Annotated in this window: 28 protein-coding genes; 13 read left to right on the forward strand and 15 right to left on the reverse strand. The window is 62.0% G+C overall.

Annotation, left to right across the window (positions count from 1 at the left end; genetic code table 11):
• Positions 1-7 precede the first annotated feature (7 nt).
• The 9 genes from pncA to IEX16_RS05335 form a co-directional block, all read right to left on the reverse strand.
• Positions 8-727 (reverse strand): bifunctional nicotinamidase/pyrazinamidase, encoded by a 720-nt coding sequence (gene pncA / locus IEX16_RS05295; RefSeq protein ID WP_188707311.1) that lies wholly within the window; start codon positions 725-727, stop codon positions 8-10.
• 42 nt (positions 728-769) lie between these two features.
• Positions 770-1,501 carry an ABC transporter ATP-binding protein gene (locus IEX16_RS05300; protein ID WP_188707312.1) on the reverse strand — a complete coding sequence of 244 codons (732 nt, stop codon included), beginning with the start codon at positions 1,499-1,501 and terminating at the stop codon, positions 770-772.
• Positions 1,502-1,556: 55 nt separating this feature from the next.
• Positions 1,557-2,366 carry an ABC transporter ATP-binding protein gene (locus IEX16_RS05305; protein ID WP_188707313.1) on the reverse strand — a complete coding sequence of 270 codons (810 nt, stop codon included), beginning with the start codon at positions 2,364-2,366 and terminating at the stop codon, positions 1,557-1,559.
• Positions 2,363-4,279 carry an ABC transporter permease gene (locus IEX16_RS05310; RefSeq protein ID WP_188707314.1) on the reverse strand — a complete coding sequence of 639 codons (1,917 nt, stop codon included), beginning with the start codon at positions 4,277-4,279 and terminating at the stop codon, positions 2,363-2,365. The genes IEX16_RS05305 and IEX16_RS05310 overlap by 4 nt, the downstream gene beginning before the upstream one ends.
• A gap of 74 nt (positions 4,280-4,353) precedes the next feature.
• Complete coding sequence (locus IEX16_RS05315; RefSeq protein WP_373288293.1) at positions 4,354-5,529, reverse strand: ABC transporter substrate-binding protein; 1,176 nt, start codon at positions 5,527-5,529, stop codon at positions 4,354-4,356.
• Between the two features lie 75 nt (positions 5,530-5,604).
• The gene (locus IEX16_RS05320; protein ID WP_188707316.1) at positions 5,605-6,189 is read right to left on the reverse strand and encodes an amino acid synthesis family protein; all 585 of its coding nucleotides are present in this window, start codon (positions 6,187-6,189) and stop codon (positions 5,605-5,607) included.
• Positions 6,190-6,224: 35 nt separating this feature from the next.
• A complete protein-coding gene (locus IEX16_RS05325; protein WP_188707317.1) occupies positions 6,225-6,866 on the reverse strand; it encodes an amino acid synthesis family protein in 642 nt (213 codons plus the stop codon).
• 22 nt (positions 6,867-6,888) lie between these two features.
• Complete coding sequence (locus tag IEX16_RS05330; protein WP_188707563.1) at positions 6,889-7,797, reverse strand: UPF0280 family protein; 909 nt, start codon at positions 7,795-7,797, stop codon at positions 6,889-6,891.
• A 25-nt stretch (positions 7,798-7,822) separates the two neighbouring features.
• Complete coding sequence (locus tag IEX16_RS05335; RefSeq protein ID WP_188707318.1) at positions 7,823-9,445, reverse strand: 6-hydroxynicotinate reductase; 1,623 nt, start codon at positions 9,443-9,445, stop codon at positions 7,823-7,825.
• Between the two features lie 261 nt (positions 9,446-9,706).
• Between IEX16_RS05335 and fdxA the strand changes: the two genes are divergently transcribed.
• Genes fdxA through IEX16_RS05360 form a run of 5 tightly spaced genes read left to right on the forward strand, consistent with a single transcriptional unit; the run spans position 9,707 to position 13,441 of the window.
• Positions 9,707-10,051, forward strand: a complete 345-nt coding sequence (gene fdxA / locus IEX16_RS05340) for a ferredoxin FdxA (RefSeq protein ID WP_188707319.1) — start codon at positions 9,707-9,709, stop codon at positions 10,049-10,051.
• Positions 10,052-10,077: 26 nt separating this feature from the next.
• Positions 10,078-10,851: a ferredoxin--NADP reductase gene (locus tag IEX16_RS05345; protein ID WP_188707320.1), complete on the forward strand. Its 774-nt coding sequence runs from the start codon at positions 10,078-10,080 to the stop codon at positions 10,849-10,851.
• 37 nt (positions 10,852-10,888) lie between these two features.
• Complete coding sequence (locus IEX16_RS05350) at positions 10,889-11,605, forward strand: TetR/AcrR family transcriptional regulator (RefSeq protein ID WP_188707321.1); 717 nt, start codon at positions 10,889-10,891, stop codon at positions 11,603-11,605.
• Between the two features lie 20 nt (positions 11,606-11,625).
• The gene (locus IEX16_RS05355) at positions 11,626-12,822 is read left to right on the forward strand and encodes an amidohydrolase family protein (RefSeq protein WP_188707322.1); all 1,197 of its coding nucleotides are present in this window, start codon (positions 11,626-11,628) and stop codon (positions 12,820-12,822) included.
• A gap of 10 nt (positions 12,823-12,832) precedes the next feature.
• Positions 12,833-13,441, forward strand: a complete 609-nt coding sequence (locus IEX16_RS05360; protein ID WP_188707323.1) for a 3'-5' exonuclease — start codon at positions 12,833-12,835, stop codon at positions 13,439-13,441.
• Positions 13,442-13,563: 122 nt separating this feature from the next.
• Here the strand turns inward: IEX16_RS05360 and IEX16_RS05365 are convergent, their stop codons facing one another.
• The 3 genes from IEX16_RS05365 to IEX16_RS05375 all read right to left on the reverse strand — a co-directional run bounded on the left by IEX16_RS05365 (position 13,564) and on the right by IEX16_RS05375 (position 14,883).
• Positions 13,564-14,094 carry an RcnB family protein gene (locus tag IEX16_RS05365; RefSeq protein ID WP_188707324.1) on the reverse strand — a complete coding sequence of 177 codons (531 nt, stop codon included), beginning with the start codon at positions 14,092-14,094 and terminating at the stop codon, positions 13,564-13,566.
• Between the two features lie 127 nt (positions 14,095-14,221).
• Positions 14,222-14,536, reverse strand: coding sequence for a hypothetical protein (locus IEX16_RS05370; protein ID WP_188707325.1), 315 nt, complete (start codon positions 14,534-14,536; stop codon positions 14,222-14,224).
• Positions 14,533-14,883: a DUF6172 family protein gene (locus IEX16_RS05375; RefSeq protein ID WP_188707326.1), complete on the reverse strand. Its 351-nt coding sequence runs from the start codon at positions 14,881-14,883 to the stop codon at positions 14,533-14,535. Before IEX16_RS05375 ends, IEX16_RS05370 begins: the two co-directional genes overlap by 4 nt.
• Before the next feature lie 157 nt (positions 14,884-15,040).
• Between IEX16_RS05375 and IEX16_RS05380 the strand changes: the two genes are divergently transcribed.
• Entirely contained in the window at positions 15,041-16,306 is a 1,266-nt protein-coding gene (locus IEX16_RS05380; RefSeq protein ID WP_188707327.1) for a DEAD/DEAH box helicase, read from the forward strand.
• A 12-nt stretch (positions 16,307-16,318) separates the two neighbouring features.
• Here the strand turns inward: IEX16_RS05380 and IEX16_RS05385 are convergent, their stop codons facing one another.
• The gene (locus IEX16_RS05385; RefSeq protein ID WP_188707328.1) at positions 16,319-16,564 is read right to left on the reverse strand and encodes a DUF6139 family protein; all 246 of its coding nucleotides are present in this window, start codon (positions 16,562-16,564) and stop codon (positions 16,319-16,321) included.
• Between the two features lie 313 nt (positions 16,565-16,877).
• Here IEX16_RS05385 and IEX16_RS05390 point away from each other — a divergent pair, with 313 nt between their 5' ends.
• From IEX16_RS05390 to IEX16_RS05415, 6 genes are all read left to right on the forward strand, one after another.
• Positions 16,878-17,642 carry an SDR family oxidoreductase gene (locus IEX16_RS05390; protein ID WP_188707329.1) on the forward strand — a complete coding sequence of 255 codons (765 nt, stop codon included), beginning with the start codon at positions 16,878-16,880 and terminating at the stop codon, positions 17,640-17,642.
• 264 nt (positions 17,643-17,906) lie between these two features.
• Entirely contained in the window at positions 17,907-18,680 is a 774-nt protein-coding gene (locus IEX16_RS05395) for an ABC transporter ATP-binding protein (protein ID WP_188707330.1), read from the forward strand.
• Positions 18,680-19,384, forward strand: a complete 705-nt coding sequence (locus tag IEX16_RS05400; protein ID WP_188707331.1) for an ABC transporter ATP-binding protein — start codon at positions 18,680-18,682, stop codon at positions 19,382-19,384. Before IEX16_RS05395 ends, IEX16_RS05400 begins: the two co-directional genes overlap by 1 nt.
• A 60-nt stretch (positions 19,385-19,444) precedes the next feature.
• Entirely contained in the window at positions 19,445-20,638 is a 1,194-nt protein-coding gene (locus tag IEX16_RS05405) for an ABC transporter substrate-binding protein (RefSeq protein WP_188707332.1), read from the forward strand.
• A 93-nt stretch (positions 20,639-20,731) separates the two neighbouring features.
• Positions 20,732-21,616: a branched-chain amino acid ABC transporter permease gene (locus IEX16_RS05410; RefSeq protein ID WP_188707333.1), complete on the forward strand. Its 885-nt coding sequence runs from the start codon at positions 20,732-20,734 to the stop codon at positions 21,614-21,616.
• 42 nt (positions 21,617-21,658) lie between these two features.
• Positions 21,659-22,621, forward strand: coding sequence for a branched-chain amino acid ABC transporter permease (locus tag IEX16_RS05415; RefSeq protein ID WP_188707564.1), 963 nt, complete (start codon positions 21,659-21,661; stop codon positions 22,619-22,621).
• A gap of 103 nt (positions 22,622-22,724) precedes the next feature.
• Here the strand turns inward: IEX16_RS05415 and IEX16_RS05420 are convergent, their stop codons facing one another.
• Positions 22,725-23,597, reverse strand: a complete 873-nt coding sequence (locus IEX16_RS05420) for a transglutaminase-like domain-containing protein (RefSeq protein WP_188707334.1) — start codon at positions 23,595-23,597, stop codon at positions 22,725-22,727.
• Positions 23,598-23,897: 300 nt separating this feature from the next.
• Positions 23,898-25,337 (reverse strand): ATP-dependent RNA helicase DbpA, encoded by a 1,440-nt coding sequence (dbpA, locus tag IEX16_RS05425; protein ID WP_188707335.1) that lies wholly within the window; start codon positions 25,335-25,337, stop codon positions 23,898-23,900.
• 273 nt (positions 25,338-25,610) lie between these two features.
• Here dbpA and IEX16_RS05430 point away from each other — a divergent pair, with 273 nt between their 5' ends.
• The gene (locus IEX16_RS05430) at positions 25,611-26,453 is read left to right on the forward strand and encodes a phosphatase PAP2 family protein (RefSeq protein ID WP_188707336.1); all 843 of its coding nucleotides are present in this window, start codon (positions 25,611-25,613) and stop codon (positions 26,451-26,453) included.
• Positions 26,454-26,460: the final 7 nt, after the last annotated feature.

The raw sequence follows: 26,460 nt of genomic DNA on the forward strand, positions 1-26,460 counted from the left end.
GCAGGCTTCAGGCCAAGTCGGTGGACTGGATGCGTTTGACGCCACGTGCTGTCATCTGCTTCCACGCCGCCGCCAGCGAGCCGTTCAGGTCGATGGCGCGGGTCGCGTCTTCAATCACATAAACCTCGAAGCCAGCCTTGCGCGCATCCATGGCCGTCCATGCCACGCAGAAGTCGGTAGCCAGCCCGGTTACGAACACGCGCTTGATCCCGCGCTGCTTGAGGTAGCCGCCCAAGCCGGTCGGCGTCTTGCCGTCGGCTTCGGTGAAGGCCGAATAACTGTCCACCTCCTGGTGGTAGCCCTTGCGCACAATCAACTGCGCCGTCGGCAGCGCCAGGTCCTTGTGCAGGGCCGCATCCTCGGTGCCCTGCACGCAGTGGTCGGGCCACAACACCTGGTTGCCGTAAGCCAGCTTCTTGACTTCAAACGGTTTTTTACCGGCATGGGTGCTGGCAAATGAGGCATGGCCTTTGGTGTGCCAGTCCTGCGTGACCACGATGTTTTCGAAAGCCGCGGCCAGCTTGTTGATCACCGGAACCACCTCTTCGCCGCCTTTGACCGGCAAGGTGCCGCCGGTCACGAAACAGTTCTGCACATCCACCACAATCAGCGCGCTTTTGCCGTCGGGTTTGATCCGGCCTGCGGCAAAGGACAGGGAGGCGGTCGCCGCCGCAAGGCCGGCGCCGTACACGGCTTTCAACAGGGTTCTGCGATGAGCTGTCTGCATGATGCGATCTCCTGAAGTAGGTGAAAGAACGACACGGGAAAATTACACGCTGAGATAGGCGCGCCTGATCTCTTCATTGGCCGACAGCTCGGCCATCGCTCCCTCGTAGCGGATCTGGCCCTTTTCGAGCACATAGGCCCGGTCCGACACCAGCTCCGCAAAATGCATGTTTTGCTCGGACAGCAGGATGCTGACGCCTTGCGACTTGAGCTCGAGAATCATCAACGCCATCTGCTCGACGATGAGGGGCGCCACACCTTCGGAAGGTTCGTCAAGCAGCACCAGATAAGGGTTGCCCATCAGCGTGCGGGCCACCGTCAGCATCTGCTGCTCGCCGCCGCTCATGCGGCCGCCAGGCCGGTCCGGCATTTCACCGAGATTGGGAAACAGCTTGAACAGGCGCTCGGGCGTCCACACCGGAGCGGCTGCGCCGTCTGGCCAGTGCCGGGCGGGCTGTTTGCCGACTTCGAGGTTTTCCAGCACCGTGAGGTCGGTGAAGACACGGCGGTCTTCCGGCACAAAACCCAGACCCAGACGAGCCGCCACATGTGACTCGCTTCTGGAAATGTCCTGCCCCAAAAAGCTCACTGCGCCCTTGCGCTTGGCCAGCATGCCGATCAGCGTCTTGAGCGTGGTCGATTTGCCGGCGCCGTTGCGGCCCATCAGCGCCACCACCTCGCCGCGCCGCACCTGCAGGTCCACGTCATACAGAATCTGGGCCGCGCCATACCAGGCCGACAGGCCTTTGGCGTCGAGCAGGATGTCCGCGCTCATTGAATAACCTCCGCTCTGCGAGCTACGGTATTCGCCTTGGGAACGGCCCGGCGGCTCATGCTGTTTCTCCTGTCACGCCACTGATCTCCGCGGATTTCTGCGCAATTTTTTCGAAGGTCTTTCCGCTGCCGAAGTACACCTCCTGCACTTTCGGGTGATCGCGAATTTCCAGCGGTTTTCCCTGGGCGATCAGCCTGCCGCGCGCCAGCACAATCATGCGGTCGGCATAGGCAAACACCACGTCCATGCTGTGTTCGGTAAATAACACCGCCATGCCGCGGTCGACCACCAGTTGTTTGGTCAAGGCCATCAGCGCATTGCGCTCGCGCGGCGCCATGCCGGCCGTGGGCTCATCCATCAGTAGCAGTTTCGGGCTGTTGGCCATGGCAATCGCCAGTTCGACACGTTTGACGTCGCCATAAGCCAGTTCGCTGCAGGGCCGGTCCGCCTGCGCGGCCATGCCGACCTGCTCCAGCAGGGCCAGCGCCTCATCGCGTTTGTAAGCGGACGCGCTGCGCCACATGGAAAACAACCTGCCATCATGCGACAGCAGCGCCATCTGCACGTTTTCGACAACCGTCAGCGAGGCAAAGGTTTCGGCGATCTGGAAGGTGCGGCCCACACCAAGGCGCCAGATCGCGCGCGGTGCGCGGCCCACCAGTTCCTGGCCGTTGAGCAGGATGGAGCCCTGGCCCGCAGGCAACTGGCCATTGACCATGTTGAAGGTGGTGGTCTTGCCGGCGCCGTTGGGGCCGATCAACGCCAATAGTTCTCCCGCATGGAGATCAAAGCTGATGCCGTCCACCGCCTTGACGCCGCCGAAGGACTTGCCGAGGTTACTGACCTGGAGCAAGGGTGTACTCATGCTTTCACCTCGCCGGTTTTTGTGCTGGAAGCCTTGTTGCGAAGCCGATCAAACAGCAGCTTGGCCGAGCCGGCAATACCTTGCGGGAACAGCAGCACCAGCAGCAGGATGATGGCGCCCAGCATGGCACGCCAGTAGTCGGTGTTGCGCGCCACCGTGTCGTGCAGCCAGGTGAAAGTCACCGCGCCCACCACCGGGCCAGCCAGCGTCTGGATGCCGCCCAGCAGCACCATGACCAGGCCGTCCACCGATTTGCCGACACTCAGGCTCTCGGGAGAAATACTGCCTTTGGAAAATGCGTAAAGCGATCCGGCCAGACCGGCCGCAGCGCCGGCGATGACAAAAGCGGTCCACTGCATGCGCTTGACATCTATGCCGATGGCGTCGGCACGCAGCACCGAATCACGGCCTGCGCGCAGCGCATAACCGAAGGGCGAAAACAACACGCGGCGCAGCCACAACACCGCGCCGGCCACCAGTGCCAGCGTGAGCCAGTAATACATGCGTTTGTCAGACAACCATTCCGACGGCCAGACACCGGTTAGCCCGTTGCTACCGCCGGTGAAGGAATCCCACTGGTAGGTGATGGCCCATGTGATCTGCGCAAACGCCAGCGTCAGCATGGCGAGGTAGACACCCGACAGCCGCACCGCGAACCAGCCGTAGACAAACGCGCCAATGGCCGCCACCAACGGCGCAACAACAAGCGCGAGCTCCATTGGCATGCCGCTGCTGCGCACCAGCAAGGCCGCAGCGTAGGCACCGAGTCCGAAGTAGGCGGCATGGCCGAAGGAATGCATGCCGGCAGGGCCCATGATGAAGTGCAGGCTGGCGGCAAACAGCGCGGCGATCAGCAGGTCAATCATCAACACTGTGGTGTAGGGCGAATTGACCGTGAAGAAGGGCATCGCGGCCAGCACCAGGCCCAACACGGCGGCCGCGATGACGTAAGTGCGGCTGCTCTTGCGCAGCGGCTCCTCCTGCATGCCGACATAACGGCTCGGTGCCTGCGGCCGACCGAACAGGCCCCAGGGCCGCCACACCAGCACGATGGCCATGACCAGAAAATCCGCGACCAGCGTGAGTTTTGAAAAGGAGATGCTGTATCCAAAAATGTCGACGACACCGAGCCAGATGCAGATAGCCTTGATTTCGGAAATCAGCAGTGCGGCCGCGTAAGCGCCGGGAATGGATCCCATGCCGCCCACCACCACCACCACAAAAGCCGAGCCTATAGTGTGCAGGTCCATCTCCAGCGTGGCCGGCTCCCGCGGCAGTTGCAGCGCACCGCCGAGGCCGGCCAGCATGGCGCCCAACGCAAACACGGCAGTGAACAGCCAGGCCTGGTTGACGCCCAGAGCACTGACCATCTCGCGGTCCTGCGTGGCGGCACGCACCAGCGTGCCCCAGCGCGTACGGGTCAGCAGCAGCCAGAGCAGGCACAGCACCACAGGACCCACCACGATCAGGAACAGGTCGTAGCTCGGAAACTGCCGGCCCAGGATTTCCACCGCACCCGACAGGCCGGGCGCGCGCGGGCCGAGCAATTCGTCAGGCCCCCACAAATAAAGAACCAGGTCCTTGATCACCAGCACCAGCGCAAAGGTGGCCAGCAACTGGAACAACTCGGGTGCCTTGTAGATGCGGCGCAGCAGCACCATCTCGATCAACGCGCCCAGGATGCCGGTCGCCACGGCGGCGAGCAACAGCGCGGGCCAGAAGCCAAAACCGGTGCCAAGTTTCTCGACCAGCGTGTAGGCGATGTAGATCCCGACCATGAAAAACGAGCCGTGTGCAAAGTTGACGATGCGCGTGACTCCGAAGATCAGCGACAAGCCCGCAGCGACAAGAAACAGCGACGACGCGCCGGCCAGCCCATTGAGCAACTGGACGATGAAGCCTGAAAAACTCATTCAATAATCCTCTGGAGCCCGACACAGCGCACCACGCGGCGATGGAGCGTAGTGCTTTATGCGGGTCGGGTTGCTCAGTCGGTGGCGCGCGACTTCTTCACGTCGGCTGCAGGCGGCTGGAACTTGGCGCCGTCGAAATAGGTGTAGTCCACCATGACGCCTTTGCCGTTTTCGTTTTTGGTCTTGCCGACAAATGCACCCATGGTCGACTGGTGGTCCTCCGGGCGGTAGGTGATCTTGCCGAAGGGCGTCGAGACTTGCAGGCCCTTGAATGCGGCCACCATCTTGGCCGATTCCGTGCTTTTGGCTTTCGCGGCGCCAGCGGCGACAGAATGGATCATGGCGTAACCGACGACCGAACCCAGGCGCGGATAGTCCTTGTACTTGGCGTGATAGGCCAGGAAAAAGGCCTTGTGTTCAGGCGTCTGGATGCCATGCCACGGATAACCGGTGACGATCCAGCCATTCGGCGTTTCTTCCTTAAGGGGGTCCAGGTACTCGGGCTCGCCCGTCAGCACACTGACCACGGTGCGGTCCTTGAATAGGCCACGCGTATTGCCCTCACGCACAAACCTTGACAGATCAGCGCCAAACAAGACGTTGAAAATCGCATCGGGCTTGGCATCGGCCAGCGCCTGCACCACGCTGCCGGCATCGACCCGGCCCAGCGGCGTTGCCTGCTCGGCCACAAACTCCACATCGGGCTGCGCCGCCTTCAGCAGTTGCTTGAAGGCCGCCACCGCAGACTGGCCGTATTCGTAGTTGGGGTACACGATGGCCCAGCGTTTTTTCTTGAGCTTGGCAGCCTCGGGCACCAGCATTGCGGCCTGCATGTAAGTGCCGGGACGCAGACGGAAGGTGTACTGGTTGCCGCCCTGCCAGGTCATCTTGTCGGTCAGCGGCTCACCCGCGAGGAAAAAAAACTTCTTCTGCTTGGCTAAGTCAGCCACGGCGAGGCCGGTGTTGGACAGGAAGGTGCCGGTCAGCACGTCGATCTTTTCGCGCGAGATCAGCTCTTCAGCCACCCGCACCGCATCACCCGGGTTGGCGTTGTCATCGCGTGTGATCAACTCGATTTTCTTGCCATTGACGCCACCAGCCGCATTGATTTCCTCGACCGCCAGTTCCATGCCTTTTTTGTAGGGCTCGAGGAAGGCGGGCTGCGCCTTGTAGCTGTTGACCTCGCCGATTTTGATCACGCCTTGCGCCTGCGCTGTCACCAGCGAAGCCAGCAGACCCAGATAAGTCATGGTGCCCAGCACTCTGTATTGCATTTTCATAAAAACTCCTGTCGTGGATCGGTTTATAACTGGAAAGGTCCGGTCTTAGCGAAGCCCGTCTTCGCCCCTGATTTCGTGGATCTGCAGTCCGCCCACGCGCGGTAATGGTCGGCCACTGTCAGTCACGACGACAGCGACCACGATTTCATTGGCTCGCGGCGCGTCAGCCACACGGGCCTCCATCGCATCAAAATGACTGCGCACAAAAGCGGCGTCCTTGTGACCCAGCGGCACATCAATCGCGGTTCCCAGTCCGCCGCGTTTTTTGCTCGATGGCACCAGCGCCGCCCCCTTTTCCACAGCCAGGCGAAGGGGCGCGCCCAATTTTGGGTGCAGGATGGCCGCAGCATGTTCGAGTTCGCCGGCCTCGCCGACGATGGCGGCCTTGCCGTAACTTTGCGCCTGGGCCGGTAAGATACCCAGCGCCTCAACGCATTTTTTTCCGAGCAGCGCGCCCAGCTCTTCACCCATCGAGATCAGTTCGTCCAGGTTTTCCTGGTAAACGCCGGCAAAAGGGTTGGCGATCACTGCCATGGCCAGCGCCCTGCGCGTCGGCGGACTCACGGGCTGGCCCATTTCCAGATGGATTTCGTCGACCTGAACAATTATTTTTCGGATGTTAGCTGTCATGTGTTTTCCTTGTATGTTGCAATGGCGGCGGCGCTTCAGCGCAACCCGTCCCATTTGCTGATCGCGCCGGCAGCGAGGCCGCCGACACGCGCATGAATGCGCGGACCGGTGCTCATCGCCAGGATGAATACAATTTCATCCGCACGCGGCGCGCCGGGAACGCGCACTTCAATCGCGTCAAAATGGCTGCGCACGTAGACGGCATTGATGTTGGTCATCGGCACGTCCAGCGCCGCGCCGGGCCCGCCCACTTTCTTGGTCGAGGGCACGATGGACAAGGCATTGCCGGGTCGCACTGATTTTTCTTCGCCCTGCCCCTTGGCATAAGCCGCAGCATCACCCTTCCAGCCCAGCAGTTCGCGCATGGCGTAGCCACCCGGCACATGCCACAACGCGCCATGCTCCAGCTCTCCGGCCGCACCAATGATGGCGCCCTTGCCGTAACCTTCGATGCGCTCCGTGGATACGTCCATGGCCGCGAGCAGCTTGCGCGCCATCGTGAGCCCCACAGGGTCCAGCGCCGCCATCATCGGCAGGATCTCGGGCTCATACCGCCCGGCAAACGGATTGGTCAGCACCACACCGATGGCGCCGCGCAGCAGCGGCACGGGAGCGACGGGCCCGAATTCGTGCCGGATCTGCTCCACGTGCGTGAAGATTCGTCGTATTTCAATCATCTCTGTGCGTCCATCTGATTCATTAAGCAAATACCGAACCAGCTTGCTGGTTGCTGTGGTGGTTTTCGAGCGCTCCCATGGCCGAAGTATCGGTGCTGGCGATCTGATTCTGACAAATCAGCGCGGCCGACCAAATCAGGCCGGCTGCGCGCAGGGCCTGCGCACACCGCAGACCCGCGCGCAAAGCCTGTTGCACAAGCGCCGGCTCCAGCGGCGGAACACCTATCGTGACCGGCAGACTTCCCAGGTCGGCGTTGTCCTTGATTTCACACGCCGGGCGGCGCTGGATGCGGGGATCGGACAGGTTGACGGCATTGGCAATGACGGTGGCGGCCGCATCGGCTTCGGACGCCGTGCGTGCCAGCACCGTCACGCTGTCGGCAATCCCCAGTGAAAAACTCCTGCCGCGCCAGCCGCTGGTGGCCACACCGCGCACCGGTAGCAAGCTGGAAATTTCAAACTGCCCGTCCGTGCGGATACCGCCGCGCAACTCGTCCAGGTTCAGGCGTGCCATGTCCGCGTAAAGGCCGATGCGCACAGATTGAGACGGCGCCAGGTGCAACGCGATGTCACCGCCGTTGTTGACCCAGGCCCTCGCCACGCCACCAGCCGAATAACATGCAATAAGCTCCTGCGCAACGGATCCAGCCACCGCCGCCATCGGCGTGATGAAACTGCTTTTATGGGGTTGGCAGGCATTCCACATGCGCCGTGCAATCGGGCCCCGCAGCATGCAGTTGCCCTGCACCGGACACTGCAGCAGCGCAAGCTCTTCCACGAGTTCCCCCAGAATGCTGCGAAAGCGCAGCCATGCATCCTCGTGTGCACCCTGGACAGCCGAAGCATCACCACTGGCACCGATCACGATATCGATGGGGCCATGCTGCAAATGCCAGCGGCCATCCGGTAAACGTTTGCGCTGGGCGTCCATGTCGAGGTGTGTGAACAGGCCCTGGTCAGCCGAGCAGGGGAGGACGCGCAAGCGGCCAGGGGTTGGCGGCTGGCAAAGCCGTCCATTGCAATGACAACGGCGCACCTTCGTTGTGCCAGGCACCGCGCGAAAGCGCATCCTCCAGCGTGCGGACATGGTCCATATGGCCACCCAGCGCACGGTAGTCTTCCAGCTTCATGCTGAACTCGATGGGCGCCACAATGGCTGGCGTGGGCACAATGCCAAAGCTGTTGTCCGGCATGCGCATGACATCGACCATCACAGTGATGCCGCCGCCCGGCCAGACATAGGCGGGCGCGCCGCCGCAGGTGACATTGACCAGCGCATTCTTGATGGCCCGAGTCAGCAGCACCGGGTTTTCAGTGACGCCAGCGCGCAGGCTGCCTCCGGCGCCCCCGAGGAACAGCACCGTGGACAGGGATGGCTCGCAGTTCTCGCCAATGCGCTCGACAACCAGTCGCACCTCGGCTGGCATGTGCTGCTCAACAGCCACGAGGTCCTCATTGAGCACATACCAGCTCGCGTGTTCCCCGGTAGTGGAAGTCATCAGCAGGCGCAAACCCGGCCAGGCTGTATCGGCATCCCAGCTTTCGATGATGGACAGCGGCTCGGCGATGTCGGTGCCGCCCCAGCCGGTCCCCGGATTGGCGACCTGGAAGTAGCGGCCGGGGGTCGATTTGCGCCCGCGCATCCTGATGCCTGAAGAGCGCATTTCCAGGCACCGGCCCGCCTGGTGTTCGGTCAGAACACCCGTGATGTGGTCATCCACCACCACCACCTCGTCGAGCTTGCCAAACAGTTGTTTTGCAAAAATACCAATGGTCGCAGAGCCACAGCCGACCCGCATGCGCCGCTCTTCCACACCGTTGACAATCGGTGCGCGGCCGGCCTGAATCACGATCTGCGAGCCGCCATCAATCGTGAACTCCACCGCCTTCTTGTTGCCCAGCGACTGCATCATGTCCATGGTCACACGGCCTTCCTTCTTGCTGCCGCCGGTCAGGTGGTGCACGCCGCCCAGCGACAGCATCTGCGAACCGTATTCCGCCGTCGTCACATGGCCGACCACTTCGCCCTTGCAGCGCACATTGGCCTGCTCGGCGCCGAGAAAACGGTCGGTGTCGATCTTCACCTTGAGGCTGCAGTAGCTGAAAATGCCTTCGGTGACAACCGTGACCATGTCGACACCGTTCACCTGCGAGGACACGATGAAGGGCGCGGGCTTGTAGTCGGGGTAAGTGGTCGAGGAACCGACGCCTGTGACAAACACCTCGTCGGCCAGCAGCAGATCGCCGCGCCAGGTCGTTGGAAGAACCTCTTCGGCAGCCTCTGCAGCCTGGGCAGGCGCCACACGACCTGCAAAGGCAACCACCTTCGCCTCAGCCTCCGACAGCGAACGCCGCAGCAGCAGTACGGGATCCACACGGATCAGGGTGCCGCCGCGATTCGCATAACGGTCGCATGCGCCGGTGCGGCCGTCGGAAATCTGGCACAACACGGGACAGGCATTGCACTCGATTTTTTCACTGTTCATGCGGTCGTTGCGCGGTCTGGCTTTTTCCAGCGCCTGGCCAAAAGCCGGCGTTTCCATGCCAGGCAAGCCGTCCGTTTTGGTGTGTTCCGTCATCGTGTTCGCCTCTTTGTCGCATGCCATCGTGGTGCATCACGCAAATGTAGTGCACACTTAATTTATATGTTGCATTTACTACATTTGAAATCAATGTAGCGCGTGAAAATTTCCGGCGCAATAGCATTTCCACGGCAATTACAAATTTATTTCAAAAATGTTGTGGTTACTGAATTTTAATGTTGCGTTCACTACATTAGTGTGGCACATTGACATTTGCCCGGACGGTTTTCCCCGGACCTGCACTGCCAAAGGACCGCTGTGACCCACGTCGTAACCGACCCTTGCATCAAATGCAAATACACCGATTGTGTCGATGTCTGTCCCGTGGACTGCTTCCGGGAAGGGCCCGAATTCCTGATCATTGACCCCGGCGAGGGTATTGACTGCGCGGTCTGCATTCCCGAGTATCCGGTCAACGCGATTTATGCCGATGCGGACATACCCGGCGAGTTCAGCGCCTTCCTGGGACTCAATGCCCGGCTGTCCCGGCAGTGGCCAACCATCTCCAGACGCGTCGCCCCTTCTCCAGAGGCGGCACAATGGCAGGGTAAAGCCGGTAAGCTTTCGGGCCTGGACCCCGCACTGCTGGCCCCTCCCACCTGATCACCAACTTCCAACCTGCAATCACCATGAGCGCTTTCAACGAAGAAACCGTTTTGTCCGTCCACCACTGGACCAACAAGCTGTTCACGTTCACCACCACCCGCGACACCTCCCTGCGGTTCAGCAACGGCCACTTCACCATGATCGGCCTGCGCGTCAACGACAAACCGCTGCTTCGCGCCTACAGCATCGTGAGCCCGAACCATGAGGAACACCTCGAATTCCTGAGCATCAAGGTGGCCGACGGCCCCCTGACCTCGCGCCTGCAGCACATGAAGGTCGGTGACAAGATCATCGTCGGGCGCAAGCCCACCGGCACGCTGGTGATCGACTACCTGTTGCCCGGCAAACGCCTGTACCTGCTGTCCACCGGCACCGGCCTGGCGCCTTTCATGAGCATCATCCGCGACCCCGAGACCTATGAGCGTTTCGAGCAGGTGGTGCTGGTGCACGGCGTGCGCCAGGCCGACGAGCTGGCCTACCACGACCTGGTGGTCGAACACCTGCCTCAACACGAATTTCTTGGCGAGCTGGTCTCCAGGCAATTGCTGTACTACCCGACCGTCACGCGCGAAAGTTACCGCAATATGGGCCGTGTCACTGACCTGATGGAAACGGGCAAGATGTTCGCCGATCTGAATCTGCCGGCGCTCGACCCGGCCAGCGACCGCGTGATGATTTGCGGCAGCCCGGGCATGCTCAAGGATTTGAAACACATGCTGGAGCAAAAAGGCTTTCATGAGGGCAACACCTCCAAGCCTGGCGACTTTGTGATCGAGCGGGCCTTCGCAGAACAATAAGGCAAGGCTTTCCCGCCTCGGAAACACTGATCACGACATGACCGCCAAACCTGTCAGCACCGCGAAAACTGCAAAGCCCGCGCGAACCCGCACCCCAGCTGCCCGACTCGCGTCAGCCAAACGGCCGGGCGTGCGCGAACAGGCGGCGCAGACCACGCGCGACAACATACTGCGTGCGGCCACCAAGGTGTTTGCGCGTTACGGCTACGAAGGCGGCAGCGTGGAAAAAATCTCCCAGTCGGCCAAGTCTTTTGACCGGATGATTTATTACTACTTCGGCAGCAAAGAAGGCCTGTTCATCGAAGTGCTGGAAGACATGTACCGGCGCATGAATGATGCCGAACTGGAATTGACGCTGGATCTGGCGCAGCCGGTGGAGTCGCTCAAGGACGTGATTAATTTTGTCGTCACCTACTACAGCAAGAACCCGGAGTTCATCACGCTGCTCAACACCGAAAACCTGCACCGCGGCAAACATATCTCCAAGTCGGCGCGCGCCCGTGACTACTCCTCACCGGCAATTGCCATCATCCGCCAGCTGCTTGAAAGCGGCGCCAGCCAGGGCGTGTTTCGTGCCGATGTCTCCGCACGCAACGTCTACCTGCTGATCGCGGCAACCGGCTACTTCTATATCTCCAATCGCCACACACTGTCGGCCTTCCTCGGTGAAGACTTGCAGACGCCGGAAGCGCTGGCGCAGTGGCAGGCTTTCATCATCAGCACCGTGCTGCGCACCGTGATGTTGAACCCCTGAATCCCTCTCGAAAGACATCCATGGCAGAAGCAGCAGCAAGCGGCAAGTCCGGCAAAGTTGTCATCACCAACATCGGCCTGCTGCTGTCGGGCGACATCGACCGGCCGATCCTGGACGCCGACACCATCGTCATCAACGATGGCATCATCGTGGCCGTCGGCAAGGCCAAGGACTGCGACATGGCGCATGCCCAGACCACCATCGACGCGCACCAGACCTGCGTCGCGCCCGGCCTGATCGATAGCCACGTGCACCCGGTGTTTGGCGACTGGACGCCGCGCCAGAATCAGATCGGCTGGATCGATTCCACCATGCACGGCGGCGTCACCACCATGATCTCGGCCGGCGAGGTACACCTGCCAGGCCGCCCCAAGGACATCGTCGGCCTGAAGGCGCTGGCCATCACGGCCCAGCGCGCCTTCGACAACTTCCGGCCCGGCGGCGTCAAGGTGCTGGCCGGTGCCCCCGTCATTGAAAAAGGCATGGTCGAGCAGGACTTCAAGGAACTCGCCGAGGCTGGCGTGAGCCTGCTCGGCGAGGTCGGCCTGGGCTCGGTCAAGGCAGGTTACGAGGCCAAAGAGATGGTGGCCTGGGCGCGCAAATACGGCATCCAGAGCACCATCCACACCGGTGGCCCGTCGATTCCCGGCTCCGGTCTGATCGACAAGGACGTGGTGCTGGAGGCCGATGCCGATGTGATCGGCCACATCAACGGCGGGCACACGGCGCTGTCGGAGCAGCATGTCTGCGAGCTCTGCGAAAAATCCTCGCGCGCGATCGAAATCGTGCACAACGGCAACGAAAAGGTCGCGATTGCCGCCGCACAGGCCGCGCTGCAGCTCAAATGCCCGCACCGCGTGATCCTGGGCACCGACGGTCCGGCTGGTTCCGGTGTCCAGCCGCTCGGCATGTTGCGTCTGATCTCGCTGCTGTCCAGCCTGGGCAACATCCCGGCCGAACTGGCCTTTTGTTTTGCGACCGGCAACACGGCGCGTATCCGCAAGCTCAACTGCGGCCTGATCGAGGTCGGCCGCGATGCCGACTTCGTGTTCATGGACCGCGCCCAGCACACGGCCGGCCGCGACCTGCTCGACAGCGTGCAACGCGGCGACATCCCCGGTGTCGGCATGGTGATGATCGACGGCATCGTGCGCTGCGGCCGCAGCCGCAACACGCCCCCGGCCACCACCATTCCCAGCATGTCGGCGCAGGCCTGAGGCGCAGGTTATGCCGCAGTTTGCGTCACCGACGCGCGATGAACTCGCGCTGCTGGAGCCGCTGGACCGACTGGGCCTGGCAGATATCGTGCTGGTCGCCACGGCAGCGCAGGCCGACCACGCCTGGAAACTCCTGTCATCCTGCAGCGCGCTCGGTTTCGACACCGAATCCAAACCCACTTTTTTCCGCGACCAGGTCTCCGAGGGCCCGCATGTGGTGCAACTTTCCACGCTGGACAGGGCCTGGGTGTTCCAGCTTTTCGATGTGCGCTGCCGCGCGATCGTCGCGGCGCTGCTGGAAGCCGAGCACATCACCAAAGTCGGCTTCGGCCTGGCCGGCGACCACACGCAGATCCGGCGGACGCTGGGCGTGGAGCCGCGCAATGTGCTTGACCTGAATGGAGTGTTCCGCAAAAAGGGTTATGCGAAAGAGATCGGCGTGCGTGGTGCCGTGGCGGTGCTGTTCAATCGCCGTTTCCTGAAATCAAAAAAAGCCACCACCTCCAACTGGGCCAACCGCCAGCTCAGCGAGAGCCAGTTGGTCTATGCCGCCAACGATGCCTGGGCCGCGATGCGGGTGTTCGACGCGCTGGGTTGGCCCCCTAGCCAGGGGGTGTGAACACCAACAAAATTGCGCTGTGTGAGTGAGGTGAAAACTGCTGCTCCGGCCATCGCACCCGCAGGAGCTGGCCAGGGTTCTCATGCTTCAATCAGCATGACTAACCCGGTTATCTCCCTGATTCAGCCGCCCAGCAGGCCCTGAATAATGTCCACAATCAGGTTGTTCTGCTGCTGCACCAACACGATGTCGCCACCAATGCGGGTATAGCGATAGCCGTAAGGCGCGGGCGGTAGCTGCAAAATGACGGGTTGAGGCACGGAATAAGTCGTGACGCCGCGTGGTATCGGTTGGCCCACAACCCAGTTGCGCGCTTGGCCTGGGGGCATGCAGCCATTGTTTTTCTTGGCCAGCCCTGGAGGGCATTTTTTTCCGTTTGAGTAGTTTTGCACGTAGTACTGACGCACAACCGTACGCTGCTGATCGTTGAAGTAGGTGCCGGGCTGGATGTCCTTGCGCTCCCGCTTGGCGGCCTTGTCTTGCTCCTTGAATTCATGCTTTTGCTGTTTTCCCTCTGCCTTCTGGGCGTGTTTACCGTTGCCTTTGCCACGGTTGTCGTCATCGTCCTTTTCCTTTGACAACGCGGGCCCCGCGAGCAAAAGGGTGGCAATGACCAGTGTCACGATGCGGGTTTTGGATGAAAAATAAGTCATGGCGTGAGGTCCTTGAAGCCGAAATTGGCTCCTAAAAGTGTGTCACATTTTCTTACACGCCGAAGTAGGAGCTTTCACGATGTGAGAGTAGGCCATGGGCTCGGCCGGCAATCGCGAAGAAAAACCGTCAGTCGTCCGAGTCCAGGCCAAAGCGCTGCATAAACGCCGCGCAAAAGGCCGCGCTGCCGCTGATGGACAAAGTCAGTACATGCCAGGGCGGTGATGCCGCATCGGCGTGCTCTTGCAGGTCGACGTCCCACTCGCCGCCCTCGTCGAGGGGCGCACGCTGCCCCGCAAACGCTGTTTCAGCCCAGTCCAGAACTTCAGCGATCTCAGCGCGCGCAGCAGCAAGCTGGGCTGACCGCACCGAGGCCATGGCGTCGAAAGTGCCCCCGCCCTCGGGGTCCTCGCTGAAGTCGAAGTTGAGAAACTGCAGGCTCATTCGCCGGCTTCGGGGTCCTGCATATTCGCGTCACCGCCGCCGCCCTCATCGTCCAGCGGACGAGGTCGGTGCGTTCGCCGGCCCTCTTTGGCAAGCAGCTCGAGGTAAAAAGAGTCGGCGCCGTCTTTGGCGGCGGCATCGACCAGCGGCAGGATGGTCGCGAAATGCACCACCGCCGCCGTTTCTTCGCTGGCGCCAAAGCGGCAGTCAAAGTCCCAGAAGTCCACGCCCTTGGGCAAGGCGACGCGGCGCTGCCGTTTGACGTATTTTCGGATGTCGTGTTTGACCGCGTCCAGCACGCGCTCACGGTTTTTGCCTTCGATGTTCAGCTTGAATGTCTTTTTCACAGATGCCTTGAAGTCGATTTTTGACCGGCCCCTGAAATGAGCCGGTTCGCCATCGGTCGATTATGCGGCTTGCCCTCCGGAGCACCGGGTCTGGCGGGCTTAAACTGGGCGACTGCGGGGCCGAATCCGGCTCTCGCCTCCTCACGAAGCCCTGTTCATGCCATTTACCTCCCTGGGCTTGTCCCCCGCCCTGCTGCGCGCCGTCAGCGCCCGGGCTTACCTCGCCCCCACCGCAATCCAGGCGGCCGCCATTCCAGCCGTGCTGCAGGGCCGCGATGTGCTGGCCTCGGCGCAAACCGGTTCGGGCAAAACTGCCGCCTTTGCGCTGCCGCTGCTGCAGTTGCTGCAGCAGGCGCCCAGCGAGAAACCACGCCGTCTGCGCCTGCTGGTGCTGGTGCCCACGCGCGAACTGGCCGCGCAGGTCGGCGGAGAAATCCGCAGCCTGGGCCAGCACCTTCCGCAGGCGCTCAAGGTCGCCGTCGTGTTCGGCGGCGTGTCCATCAATCCGCAGATGATGAATTTGCGCGGCGGCGCCGACATCGTGGTGGCGACGCCCGGCCGGCTGCTGGACCTGGCCGACCACAACGCGGTGGTCCTCTCTGGCGTGGCGGCGCTGGTGCTGGACGAGGCTGACCGCCTGCTGGACCTGGGCTTTGCCGATGAGCTCAGCCGCATCCTCGCGCTGCTGCCGGCGCAGCGGCAAAACCTGTTTTTCTCGGCAACCTTCCCTCCCGCCGTACAGGCGCTGGCCCAGCGCCTGCTGCGCGAGCCTGTGCACATTGATGCGCCGGCCGAAGCCGAGGGCGAACCGGACATCACGCAGCGCGCGATCGCGGTGGACCCGGGCCGGCGCACGCAGTTGCTGCGGCACCTGATCACGCAAAACGCCTGGCGCCGGGTGCTGGTGTTTGTCGCCACCAAACATGCCGCCGAAATTGTTGCAGACAAGTTGCGCAAGGCCAGGATTTATGCCGAACCCTTCCATGGCGAACTCAGCCAGGGCAAACGCACGCAGGTGCTTGCCGACTTCAAGGCCTCGCGGCTCAAGGTGGTGGTGGCTACCGACGTCGCCTCGCGCGGCATCGACATTGCGCAACTGCCGGTGGTGGTCAATTACGACCTGCCGCGCTCGGCGCAGGATTACATCCACCGCATTGGTCGCACCGGGCGCGCCGGTGAAAGCGGCTTGGCAGTCAGTTTTGTCAGCGCCGACACCGAGACGCATTTCCGGCTGATCGAAAAACGCCAGGGCGTGAGTCTGCCGCTGGAGCAGGTGGAAGGTTTCGAGCCGCAGCAAGCCGCGATAAGCCCTCCTGTTGAAAGCGCCGCGCCCTCAACGGGTGGCGTCAAGGGCAAACGCCCCAGCAAAAAAGACAAGCTACGCACTGCGGCAGCCGTCGCTGACAGCGCCAAAGACGCCTGAACGGCCGTCCCCTCAGTCGCCGGCGTCGACCCTGGCATGGATACTGGTGATCGCATAGCCTTTTTCGCTGATCTGCTGCTCCAGCCCGGCAATCGCATATTTGCTGAGTTGCTCGGCATTGGCACCGCCTTCCAGCCCGCGTGCCTCGGTCTCCCAGTCGGTGTTGGTGGCTTCCTCAGGAATGAGCCGGCCCTCGGGCACGGCCAAATAGGAAAAACGGTGCCCCGATTCGGCACGGCGGTAAATATCCAATCGCATGCTGGCTCCTTTGCGCTTGCTGGACACCTACCTTAGCGCAGTGCCGGGGCCGCGCTGTAGGAGAAACCCGCATTCGGGACTTGCGGTTCACAGGAGCGGAGACGCCTGACGTGCGTCGCTCCTATTTTGATAGCTATTGACGTCCACTGGGTATGGGCTACAGGCCTATTTTTCTCATAAAACCGGCAGGGCACCGCCCTTGGGCCAGTTTCGCCGGCCTGAGACACACAGGTGACCTCAAGGCATGACCATCCGCGCTAAGCTGCGCCGCATCCAGGCCGCCCTCCGGCCTTCCACGACAAGGAACTCACCCATGAAAGATCTTTTCTCCCTCCAGGGCCGCACCGCGCTGATCACAGGTGGCTCGCGCGGCATAGGCCGCATGATTGCCGCAGGTTTTCTGGCGCAGGGCGCGCGCGTTTACATTTCGGCACGGAAGGCCGCCGCTTGCAACCAGACCGCGAAAGAGCTCTCCAGCCAGGGCCACTGCGTCTCGCTGCCCGCCGACGTGTCCACCCCGGACGGCATTGCCGCACTGGTCTCCGCGTTTTCGGCACACGAAAGCCAGCTCGACATCCTGGTCAACAACGCCGGCGCGGCCTGGGGCGCGCCTTTTGACGACTTTCCGGAAAGCGGTTGGGACAAGGTGGTAGACCTGAACCTCAAGACGCCCTTTTTCCTGACCCAGGCGCTGGCACCGCTGCTGCGCAAGGCGGCAGCACAGCGGCCGGCCAAGGTCATCAACATCGCCTCAATCGACGGCATTTCGGTCAACCCGATGGAAACCTACTCGTACGCGGCCAGCAAGGCCGGCCTGATCCAGCTCACGCGCCGCATGGCATTGCGCCTGATCGAGGACAACATCGTCGTGACCGCCATCGCACCGGGCGCGTTTGCCTCGGACATGAACAAGGACGCGCGCGACCATGGCGAGGCGGTGGCGGCCCGGGTTCCCGCCGGTCGCGTCGGTGAAGACGCCGACATGGCTGGTGCGGCGATTTACCTGGCCTCGCGTGCTGGCGACTATGTGGTGGGCTCCACGCTGGTGGTTGATGGCGGGGTGACCCACGCGCGCTGAGCCGCTGGCGCATGGCGGCCATGTCGAGGTGGCTCAACAGCATCTTTTTGCTTACACTTTTCTTGCAAAAGCAGCGGCCGCATTGCGCAATCGCAGCCGCCAGCACAGTGCGACTCAAACTGTAGTTCGCCGCATCACTACAAGGCAGGTAAAACTACCTAAGTCCTAACCCGCTGGCACCAGCCATCGCAAGTCGTTAGCATCCAATCCTCTTGTGGCGTGCCCGTGCGTTCGTCCATGCAACTTCAATAGCCGGAGAGCAATTTGTCAGCGGAGTTCATTCTTGAAACGCGGGGTTTGACCAAGGAATTCAAGGGATTCGTGGCCGTCAACCAGGTAGACCTGAAAGTCCAGCGCGGACACATTCACGCGCTGATCGGACCCAACGGTGCCGGCAAGACCACTTTCTTCAACCTGCTGACCAAATTCCTGCACCCGACGTCCGGCACCATCCTCTTCAACGGCACCGACATCACGACCGAGCAGCCGGCTCAGACGGCGCGGCGCGGCATCGTGCGCTCCTTCCAGATTTCGGCCGTTTTCCCGCACATGACGGTGCTGGAGAACGTGCGTGCGGCGCTGCAGCGCAACCTCGGCACCTCGTTTCATTTCTGGAAAGCCGAAAGCACGCTGTTTCATCTGCACGAACGCGCTCGCCAGTTGCTGGCCGAAGTCGACCTGCAGGACTTTGCCGATGAGCTGACAGTCAACCTTCCCTACGGCCGCAAGCGCGCGCTGGAGCTGGCCACCACGCTGGCGCTGGAGCCCGAACTGATGCTGCTCGACGAACCGACCCAGGGCATGGGGCACGAGGACGTGGACCGCGTGACACAGCTGATCAAACAGGTATCAACCGGCCGCACCATCCTGATGGTTGAGCACAACATGAATGTGGTGGCCTCGATTGCCGACCGCATCACTGTGCTGCAACGCGGCGCCATCATCGCCGACGGGCCTTATGCCGAGGTGTCGAAGAATCCTCTGGTGATCGAAGCCTATATGGGCAGTGCCAACACAGAGCTGCAAGGAGCCCATTGATGTCGAAGGAACTCCTGAAGATCGAAGACCTGCACGCCTGGTACGGTGAGTCGCATGTGCTGCATGGCGTCAATCTGACGGTGCACGAGGGGGAAGTCGTCACCCTGCTCGGCCGCAACGGCGCCGGCCGGACCACCACCATGCGCGCCATCGTCGGCCTGACCGGAACGCGCAAGGGATCCATTCGCATCAAGGGTGAGGAAACCATCAAGCTGGCCCCGCACAAGGTCGCGCGCCTGGGCATCGGTTATTGCCCGGAAGAACGCGGCATTTTCGCCAGCCTGTCGGCTGAAGAAAACCTTATGCTGCCGCCGACAATCGCGCCGGGCGGCATGAGTCTGGCCGAGATCTACGACATGTTCCCCAATTTGAAAGAGCGTGCGTCCAGCCCCGGCACACGCCTGTCCGGCGGTGAGCAGCAGATGCTGGCGGTCGCGCGCATCTTGCGCACCGGCGCCCGCCTGCTGCTGCTAGATGAAATTTCCGAAGGCCTGGCGCCGGTCATCGTGCAAAAACTCGGCGAGATGATCCTCACGCTCAAGGCCAAGGGTTACACCATCGTGCTGGTGGAGCAGAACTTTCGTTTTGCCGCGCCGTTGGCCGACCGCTTTTATGTGATGGAGCACGGCACCATCGTCAAACAGTTTGCCCAGAACGAGTTGACCCAGAACATGGGCATGCTGCAGGAATACCTCGGTGTCTGACAACCGCCCGGTGCATCCTTAACCTGTTTTCCGCTTTCGACCACAACCCAAGGAGACCCCATGAAACTCAAGACCCTCGTCGCCGCACTGGCCATCGGATTCGGCGCTGCCGCATCCGCCCAGAACACCGGCCCGGTGAAGATCGGCTTCATCACCGACATGTCCAGCCTGTATGCCGACATCGACGGCCCGGCCGGCGCCGAAATGATCAGATGGGCAGCACAGGATTTTGGCGGCAAAGTGCTGAATCGTCCGATCGAAGTGCTGAGCGCTGACCACCAGAACAAGGCCGACGTGGCCAGCTCCAAGGCCCGCGAGTGGATGGACAAGGACAACCTGTCCATGCTCATCGGCGGCACCAATTCGGGCACGGCACTGGCCATGGCCAAGGTCGCCGAGGAAAAGAAACGCCCATTCATCGCCATTGGCCCCGGCTCAGCTCGCCTGACCAATGAGGCCTGCTCTCCCTACACCGTGCACTACGCTTACGACACCGTGGCGCTGGCCAAGGTGGCGGGCGGTGCACTGGTGAAAGCTGGTGCCAAGAACTGGTTTTTCCTGACGGCTGACTACGCTTTCGGCCATTCGCTCGAAGCCGATGCCTCAACCGTGGTCAAGGCCAATGGCGGCACAGTGGCCGGCACCGTGCGCCACCCACTCAACGCTTCGGATTTTTCGTCCTTCCTTTTGCAGGCACAAACCTCCAAGGCACAGATGCTGGGTCTGGCCAACGCCGGCGGCGACTTCACCAACGCCATGAAGGCGGCCAAGGAATTCGGCATCAACAAAACCATGAAGGTCGCCGGTCTGCTGGTTTTCATTAACGACGTGCACAGCCTGGGCCTGTCCAACACGGAAGGCCTGCAACTGGCCGACAGCTGGTACTGGAACCAGGACGACGCTTCCCGCAAGTTCGCCAAACGCTTCTTCGAAAAATACAAGCGCATGCCTTCCAGCCTGCATGCTGCCGACTACTCGGCCGCGACGAACTACCTCAAGGCCGTGCAAACTGCCGGCACAACCGACGGTGACAAGGTCATGGCTACCCTCAAAGGCATGAAGATCGACGACTTCTACAACAAGGGCCAGATCCGCGCCGACGGCCGCATGATTCACGACATGTACCTGTACCAGGTCAAGTCGCCCAAGGAGTCGACCACGCCATGGGACTACTACAAGATGGTCGCCAAGGTTCCCGGCGACCAGGCTTTCACCACGGTCGCCGAGTCCAAGTGCGCGCTGATCAAAAAGTAATCTGAGTCCGGAAGTGGCCGCCCGCATGCGCGACCGGCCACTTTTCACTTTCCTGTTGTGATGTATTGTTGTTGTGTGAACTGACGGGCTTCCATGGAAATTTTCGGTATTCCCCATCAAGCATTTCTGGGCCAGCTGCTGCTGGGCCTGGTCAATGGTGCGTTTTACGCCATGCTCAGCCTCGGGCTGGCCGTGATCTTCGGTCTGTTGGGCGTTGTGAATTTTGCGCACGGCGCACTGTATATGCTGGGTGCGTTTGCCGCCTGGATCATGCTCGACAAGTTCGGCATCAATTACTGGGCGGCGCTGATTCTGGCGCCGCTGACGGTGGGCGCCCTCGGTGTGGTCATCGAGCGGCTTTTCCTCAAGCATCTGTACAAGCTGGACCCGCTGTACGGCCTGCTGTTGACCTTTGGCCTGGCGCTGATTTTCGAGGGCGTATTCCGCGAAATTTATGGCGCATCCGGCCAGTCCTACAACGTGCCGGAACTGCTCTCGGGTGCAACCAACCTGGGCTTCATGATCCTGCCGAACTACCGCGCTTGGGTGGTGCTGGTCTCGCTGGTGGTCTGCCTGGGCACTTGGTACCTGATCGAGCGCACGCGCCTGGGCGCCTATCTGCGGGCCGGCACCGAAAACGCCGCCCTGGTTCAGGCCTTCGGCATCAACGTGCCCATGATGGTGATGCTGACTTACGGCGCCGGCGCTGCGCTGGCTGCGCTGGCTGGCGTGCTGGCCGCGCCTATCATCCAAGTCAACCCGTTGATGGGCTCCAACCTGATCATCGTGGTGTTCGCCGTGGTGGTGATCGGCGGCATGGGCTCCATCATGGGTTCCATCGTGACGGGCCTCGGCCTGGGCATTGTCGAAGGGCTGACGCGGGTGTTTTATCCGGAAGCGTCGAACATCGTGGTGTTCGTCATCATGGTCATTGTGCTGATGTTCCGGCCTGCGGGTCTGTTCGGCAAGGAGGCCTGAGCCATGAGCACAGCCACCGCTCCTACTATCCACCAAACTCCGATGTCCAAAGCCGCCAAACTCATTCGCATCACTTACATCGCCCTGCTCGCCCTGGCGCTGGTAGCTCCCATGATCGGGCTTTACCCGGTGTTCGTGATGAAGCTGCTGTGTTTCGCCATTTTTGCGGCCGCTTTCAACCTGCTGCTCGGCTTCACCGGCCTGCTGTCTTTTGGCCACGCTGCGTTTTTCGGCTCAGCTGCCTATGTAACGGGCTGGTTCATCAAATCCCAGGGCTGGACCCCCGAACTCGGCATTGCAGCCGGTGTGATTGCTTCCGGCTTGATCGGGCTGCTGGTCGGCGCGGTCGCCATCCGGCGCCAGGGCATCTACTTCGCCATGATCACGCTGGCCATTGCACAGATGGTGTATTTCGTCTGCCTGCAGGCGCCCTTTACCGGCGGTGAAGACGGCTTGCAGGGCGTGCCGCGCGGTGCGCTGTTCGGCTTGATCTCGCTGGAGTCGGACACCGCCATGTATTACCTGGTGGTGGCAGTGTTCGTTGCCTGCTTTCTCTTTATCTCGCGCATCGTGCGGTCGCCTTTTGGCCAGGTCCTCAAGATGATCCGCGAAAACGAACCCCGTGCGATTTCGTTGGGCTATCAGGTGGACCGCTACAAGCTGCTCGCTTTTGTGCTCTCCAGCGCACTGGCTGGTCTGGCCGGCTCGCTGAAAACCCTGGTCATGGGTTTTGCCACGCTGTCCGACGCACATTGGTCAATGTCGGGTGAGGTGATCCTGATGACGCTGCTGGGCGGCGTCGGCACCTTCTTTGGCCCGGTATTCGGCGCCGGCATCGTGATCTCGCTGCAAAATCTTTTGGCTGACAAGGTCGGCTCCTGGGTCACCGTCATCATCGGCGTTATTTTTGTGATTTGCGTGCTGGCCTTCCGCAAGGGTGTGGTCGGCGAGGTGCAGGCGTATCTGGAGCGGCGCCGGCGCGCTGCAACGACAACAGTAAATTGATCGCGGGACGCAGCAGGACCGCCCAAGCAAGCACGGCTCCCCCGGGGGGGCATTCTTCTACAAGCTCGGGGAAAACGGAAGATCAGTGAGCGAAGGTGGAGGTCTAATCTTCCAGGCCGGCGGTGGACAAGGCTTCGGCAAGATGTTCAGGCAGAACCAGGTTGCCGTTGTCATCGGGTAACGCCTCGATGCTGATCACCGGCGCTGAAGAACTGACACCGCCAAACATCGTGGCAAACGCAGCAGACGCGGCATCGCGGCCTGTGGCAAAACGCACAAACCCCATGGGAATCGCCGTACCCGAGGGATCGAACAGATACCAGCGGTGGCCCACATACACCTCCACATAGGCGTGAAAGTCGGTCGGCCCCAGGGCCGGGTCGGCGCCGTAGTCAATGCCGCTGACAAAACGCGCCGGGATGTTGACCGCCCGGCACAGCGCAATCATCAGATGCGCGAAATCGCGGCAGACGCCAGCCTCGTCGATCAGCGTATCCACCGCTGTGGTGGTGCCGGTCGAGCTGTTGGGGGTGAAGGTCACACGCTGATTAACCCAGTCGCGGATCGCCTGCACCCGGCTGTAGCCCTGGCGCAGGTGTCCGAATTCCTTGACCGCCAGCCGGTGCAACCGGTCAGACTGGCAATAACGGCTGGGGTAGAGGTAAGGCAACACCTGGCCGGGCAAATGCAGCACGCCAATCTCGGACAGGTTGTCGGGCAACTCACGGTAGTGGTGCACATCGACCGTGGCCGCGTAGCTCACCGTCAGCGGGCCGGGCGCAGCGTGAAAGCGCAGGTAGCGGTTGTGGCTGACGGCATCGGTGTAGATGTCGGGCTGCAACACCTGGCTGATGCCCAGCGTCTCATACACCACGACCTGCTGACGCGTCTGCGCCGCATGAATGTTGAACACAAAGTCACAGCCGGCGTCGGCCACCTGGTAAGCGAGTTCTATTGAAAATTTGAGCCTGACCATGGGGTGCTTCCTGAAGGGGGGGCTTCAGCCGGCGGGCGCAGGCTGCAAATGGAAAAAGAATGAGGGGCGAAGGCCGCAGCAGCGTCCAAGGCCGGGCGTCACCCGCGACGGTTGATTGTGAGGAAAGAAAATGACCGCGCCGGCAAGTCGCGCCAGCGCCTCATGCCAAGCCGCCACCGCGCCTGACGCAAGCGCAGCACATCCGCCTACAGCAGAGCGGCAATCCGTGTACCGCTCCTGTTTTTATAGCTGTTTATGCCCGTCCATCATGGGCTGGAGCACAATTTGATGCCAGACGGCTCAGACCTCATCCATGAAGCGCACTTTGATACTTTTGCCCTTGACGCCGCCATTGGCGAGTTTTAGCTGCGCCTGGCTGGCCAGCGCGCGGTCCACCGCCACATAGGTCGAGAACTCGTTGACATTGATCTTGCCGACCTGTTCTCGCGTGAAGGGCGGGATGTTGCCGGCATCACCGGTCAAGGCGCCCAACACGTCGCCTGCGCGGATTTTTTCCTTGCGGCCGCCGACGATCTGCAGGGTCACCATGGGCGGCAGCAGCGGCTCGTTGCTGGCCGAGGTGAGTTCGCCCAGCTTGTACCATTCGGATTCGGTTTTTTGCAGCACCTCGATTTTTCCGACGTACCCCATCTCGTCCATGCTGGCCAAGCTGATGGCCCAGCCTTCTTCGTCGGCACGGCCGGTGCGGCCGATGCGGTGGATGTGCACCTCGGCATCCGGCGTCACGTCCACGTTGATGACCATCGCGAGTTGCGCGATGTCCAGGCCACGCGCCGCCACGTCGGTGGCCACCAGCACCGAACAACTGCGGTTGGCAAACTGCACCAGCACCTGATCGCGCTCGCGCTGCTCCAACTCGCCGAACAGCGCCAGCGCGCTAAAGCCCTGTTCCTTCAAATAAGCCACGAGCGCACGGCACTGCGACTTGGTGTTGCAAAACGCCAGCGTGCTGGCCGGGCGGAAGTGACGCAGCACCTGGGCCACCGCGCCGAGTCGGGCCTCGTCATGGTCGCTGTCGGGCACCTGGTACCAGCGTTGCTGGATTTTGGTTTTTTCGTGCTGGGCCTCTACCCTGATGGTTTGCGGCGCCTTCATGAACTGCTGGCTCAGTTTGGCGATGCCTTCCGGGTAGGTTGCAGAGAACAGCAGGGTCTGGCGCTCTTTCGGGCACTGTTTGGCGACGGTAACGATGTCCTCGAAAAAGCCCATATCCAGCATGCGGTCGGCCTCGTCGAGCACCAGGGTGTTCATGGCTTCCAGTGTCAGGTGGCCGCGGGCCAGGTGGTCCATGATGCGGCCGGGCGTGCCGACCACGATGTGGGCGCCGTTTTCCAGGCTGGCGGTCTGATTGCGCAGCGGCACGCCGCCGCACAGCACGACCACTTTGACGTTTTCCTCGGCCCGCGCGAGGCGCCGGATCTCGGTGGCGACCTGGTCCGCCAGTTCGCGTGTCGGGCAGAGCACCATGGCCTGAACCGCAAAACGCCGCGCATTAAGGTTGGCCAGAAGTGGAATCGCAAAGGCGGCCGTTTTGCCGCTGCCGGTTTTGGCCTGCGCAATCAGGTCTTTGCCAGCCAGCGCCAGCGGCAGGCTGGCCGCCTGGATCGGCGTCATGGCGAGGTAACCGAGGGTCTGCAGATTGGCCTGCATCGCAGGGTTGAGCGGCAGTGAACTGAAATCAGTACTTGCTGCGGCGGAAGTCGAAGGGGAAGAAGTCATGGGTCGATTATCGGCGCTGAGGGTTTTTCGCCGCTCCAATGGCTGCCGGGAGACCTTGCGCAGCGTCGGCAGCGGGCCGCAGCGTCCCGACTCCGCTACAAGCACAATTGATCTCCAGCCCATATTCAGACAGCGCAAGCAGCTATCATATTCATAGCTACGGGCTTTCAACCAGCCTTGTAGAACGCCCGCCGGGGCAGGCCGCACGCGCAGGCTTTAAGCTTGGTGCCATGGGCAGACGGCACCTTTTGCCCGTCGCCTCCCACCAACTTTATGCCTGACAACGACTTTCCCGCCGCCCTGGTCCAAAGCCTTGGCGTCCACGCCCTGCTGCTGTTTGCGTTGCTGCTGGCCATGCTGCTGCCGCTGACGGCCACGCTGTGGTGGCTGGCGCAGCGGTATGCGCTGCCGCGCGACACCCGCACCCTGAGCCCCGGCGCTTATTTAATGATCCGCCTGGCCACAGGTTTTGCGGTGCTGGTCGGCGGCGCGGCCCTGTTTGCCGGGATCGCCGAGGAGCTGGGGGACGGTGAGCGCGCCGGCCAGCTCGACCAGCTATTTTCCGATGCGGTGCGTGAACACACCGCCGCCTGGGCGCTGCAGGCCTTTGCCTGGATCACCCGGCTCGGTGACACCGCGACGCTGAGCGTGGTGTGCATCGTGGTGGCCGCCGCACTGCTGCTGCGCGGGCGGCGCTGGCTGGCGCTGGCCTGGGTGCTGGCGGTGAGCGGAAATGCCCTTCTCAACACCACGCTCAAGGCGCTGTTTGCCCGAACCCGGCCGCTGCATGAGAGCGGCCTGATCCAGGCCGAGGGCTGGAGCTTTCCGAGCGGGCACAGTTCCGGCTCGGTGGTGCTCTACGGCATGCTGGCCTATGTGCTGATACGCAGCCTGCCGACGGCGCTGGCCTGGCGCGCGAGCCTGCCGCTGGTGCTGCTGGCCACCGCCACGGCCTTCAGCGTGGGCTGCAGCCGGATTTTTCTTCAGGTTCACTTTGCCACCGATGTGCTGGCCGGCTTTGCCTCAGGCACGGCCTGGCTGGCCATTTGTGTGGCCAGCATCGAATGGGCCAGCCACTACCGGCGTGCGCGCAGCGGCGCCGGCGCCCCGGGCTAAGACAGGC

The sequence above is a fragment of the Polaromonas eurypsychrophila genome (assembly GCF_014641715.1).
GTDB lineage: Bacteria > Pseudomonadota > Gammaproteobacteria > Burkholderiales > Burkholderiaceae_C > Polaromonas > Polaromonas eurypsychrophila.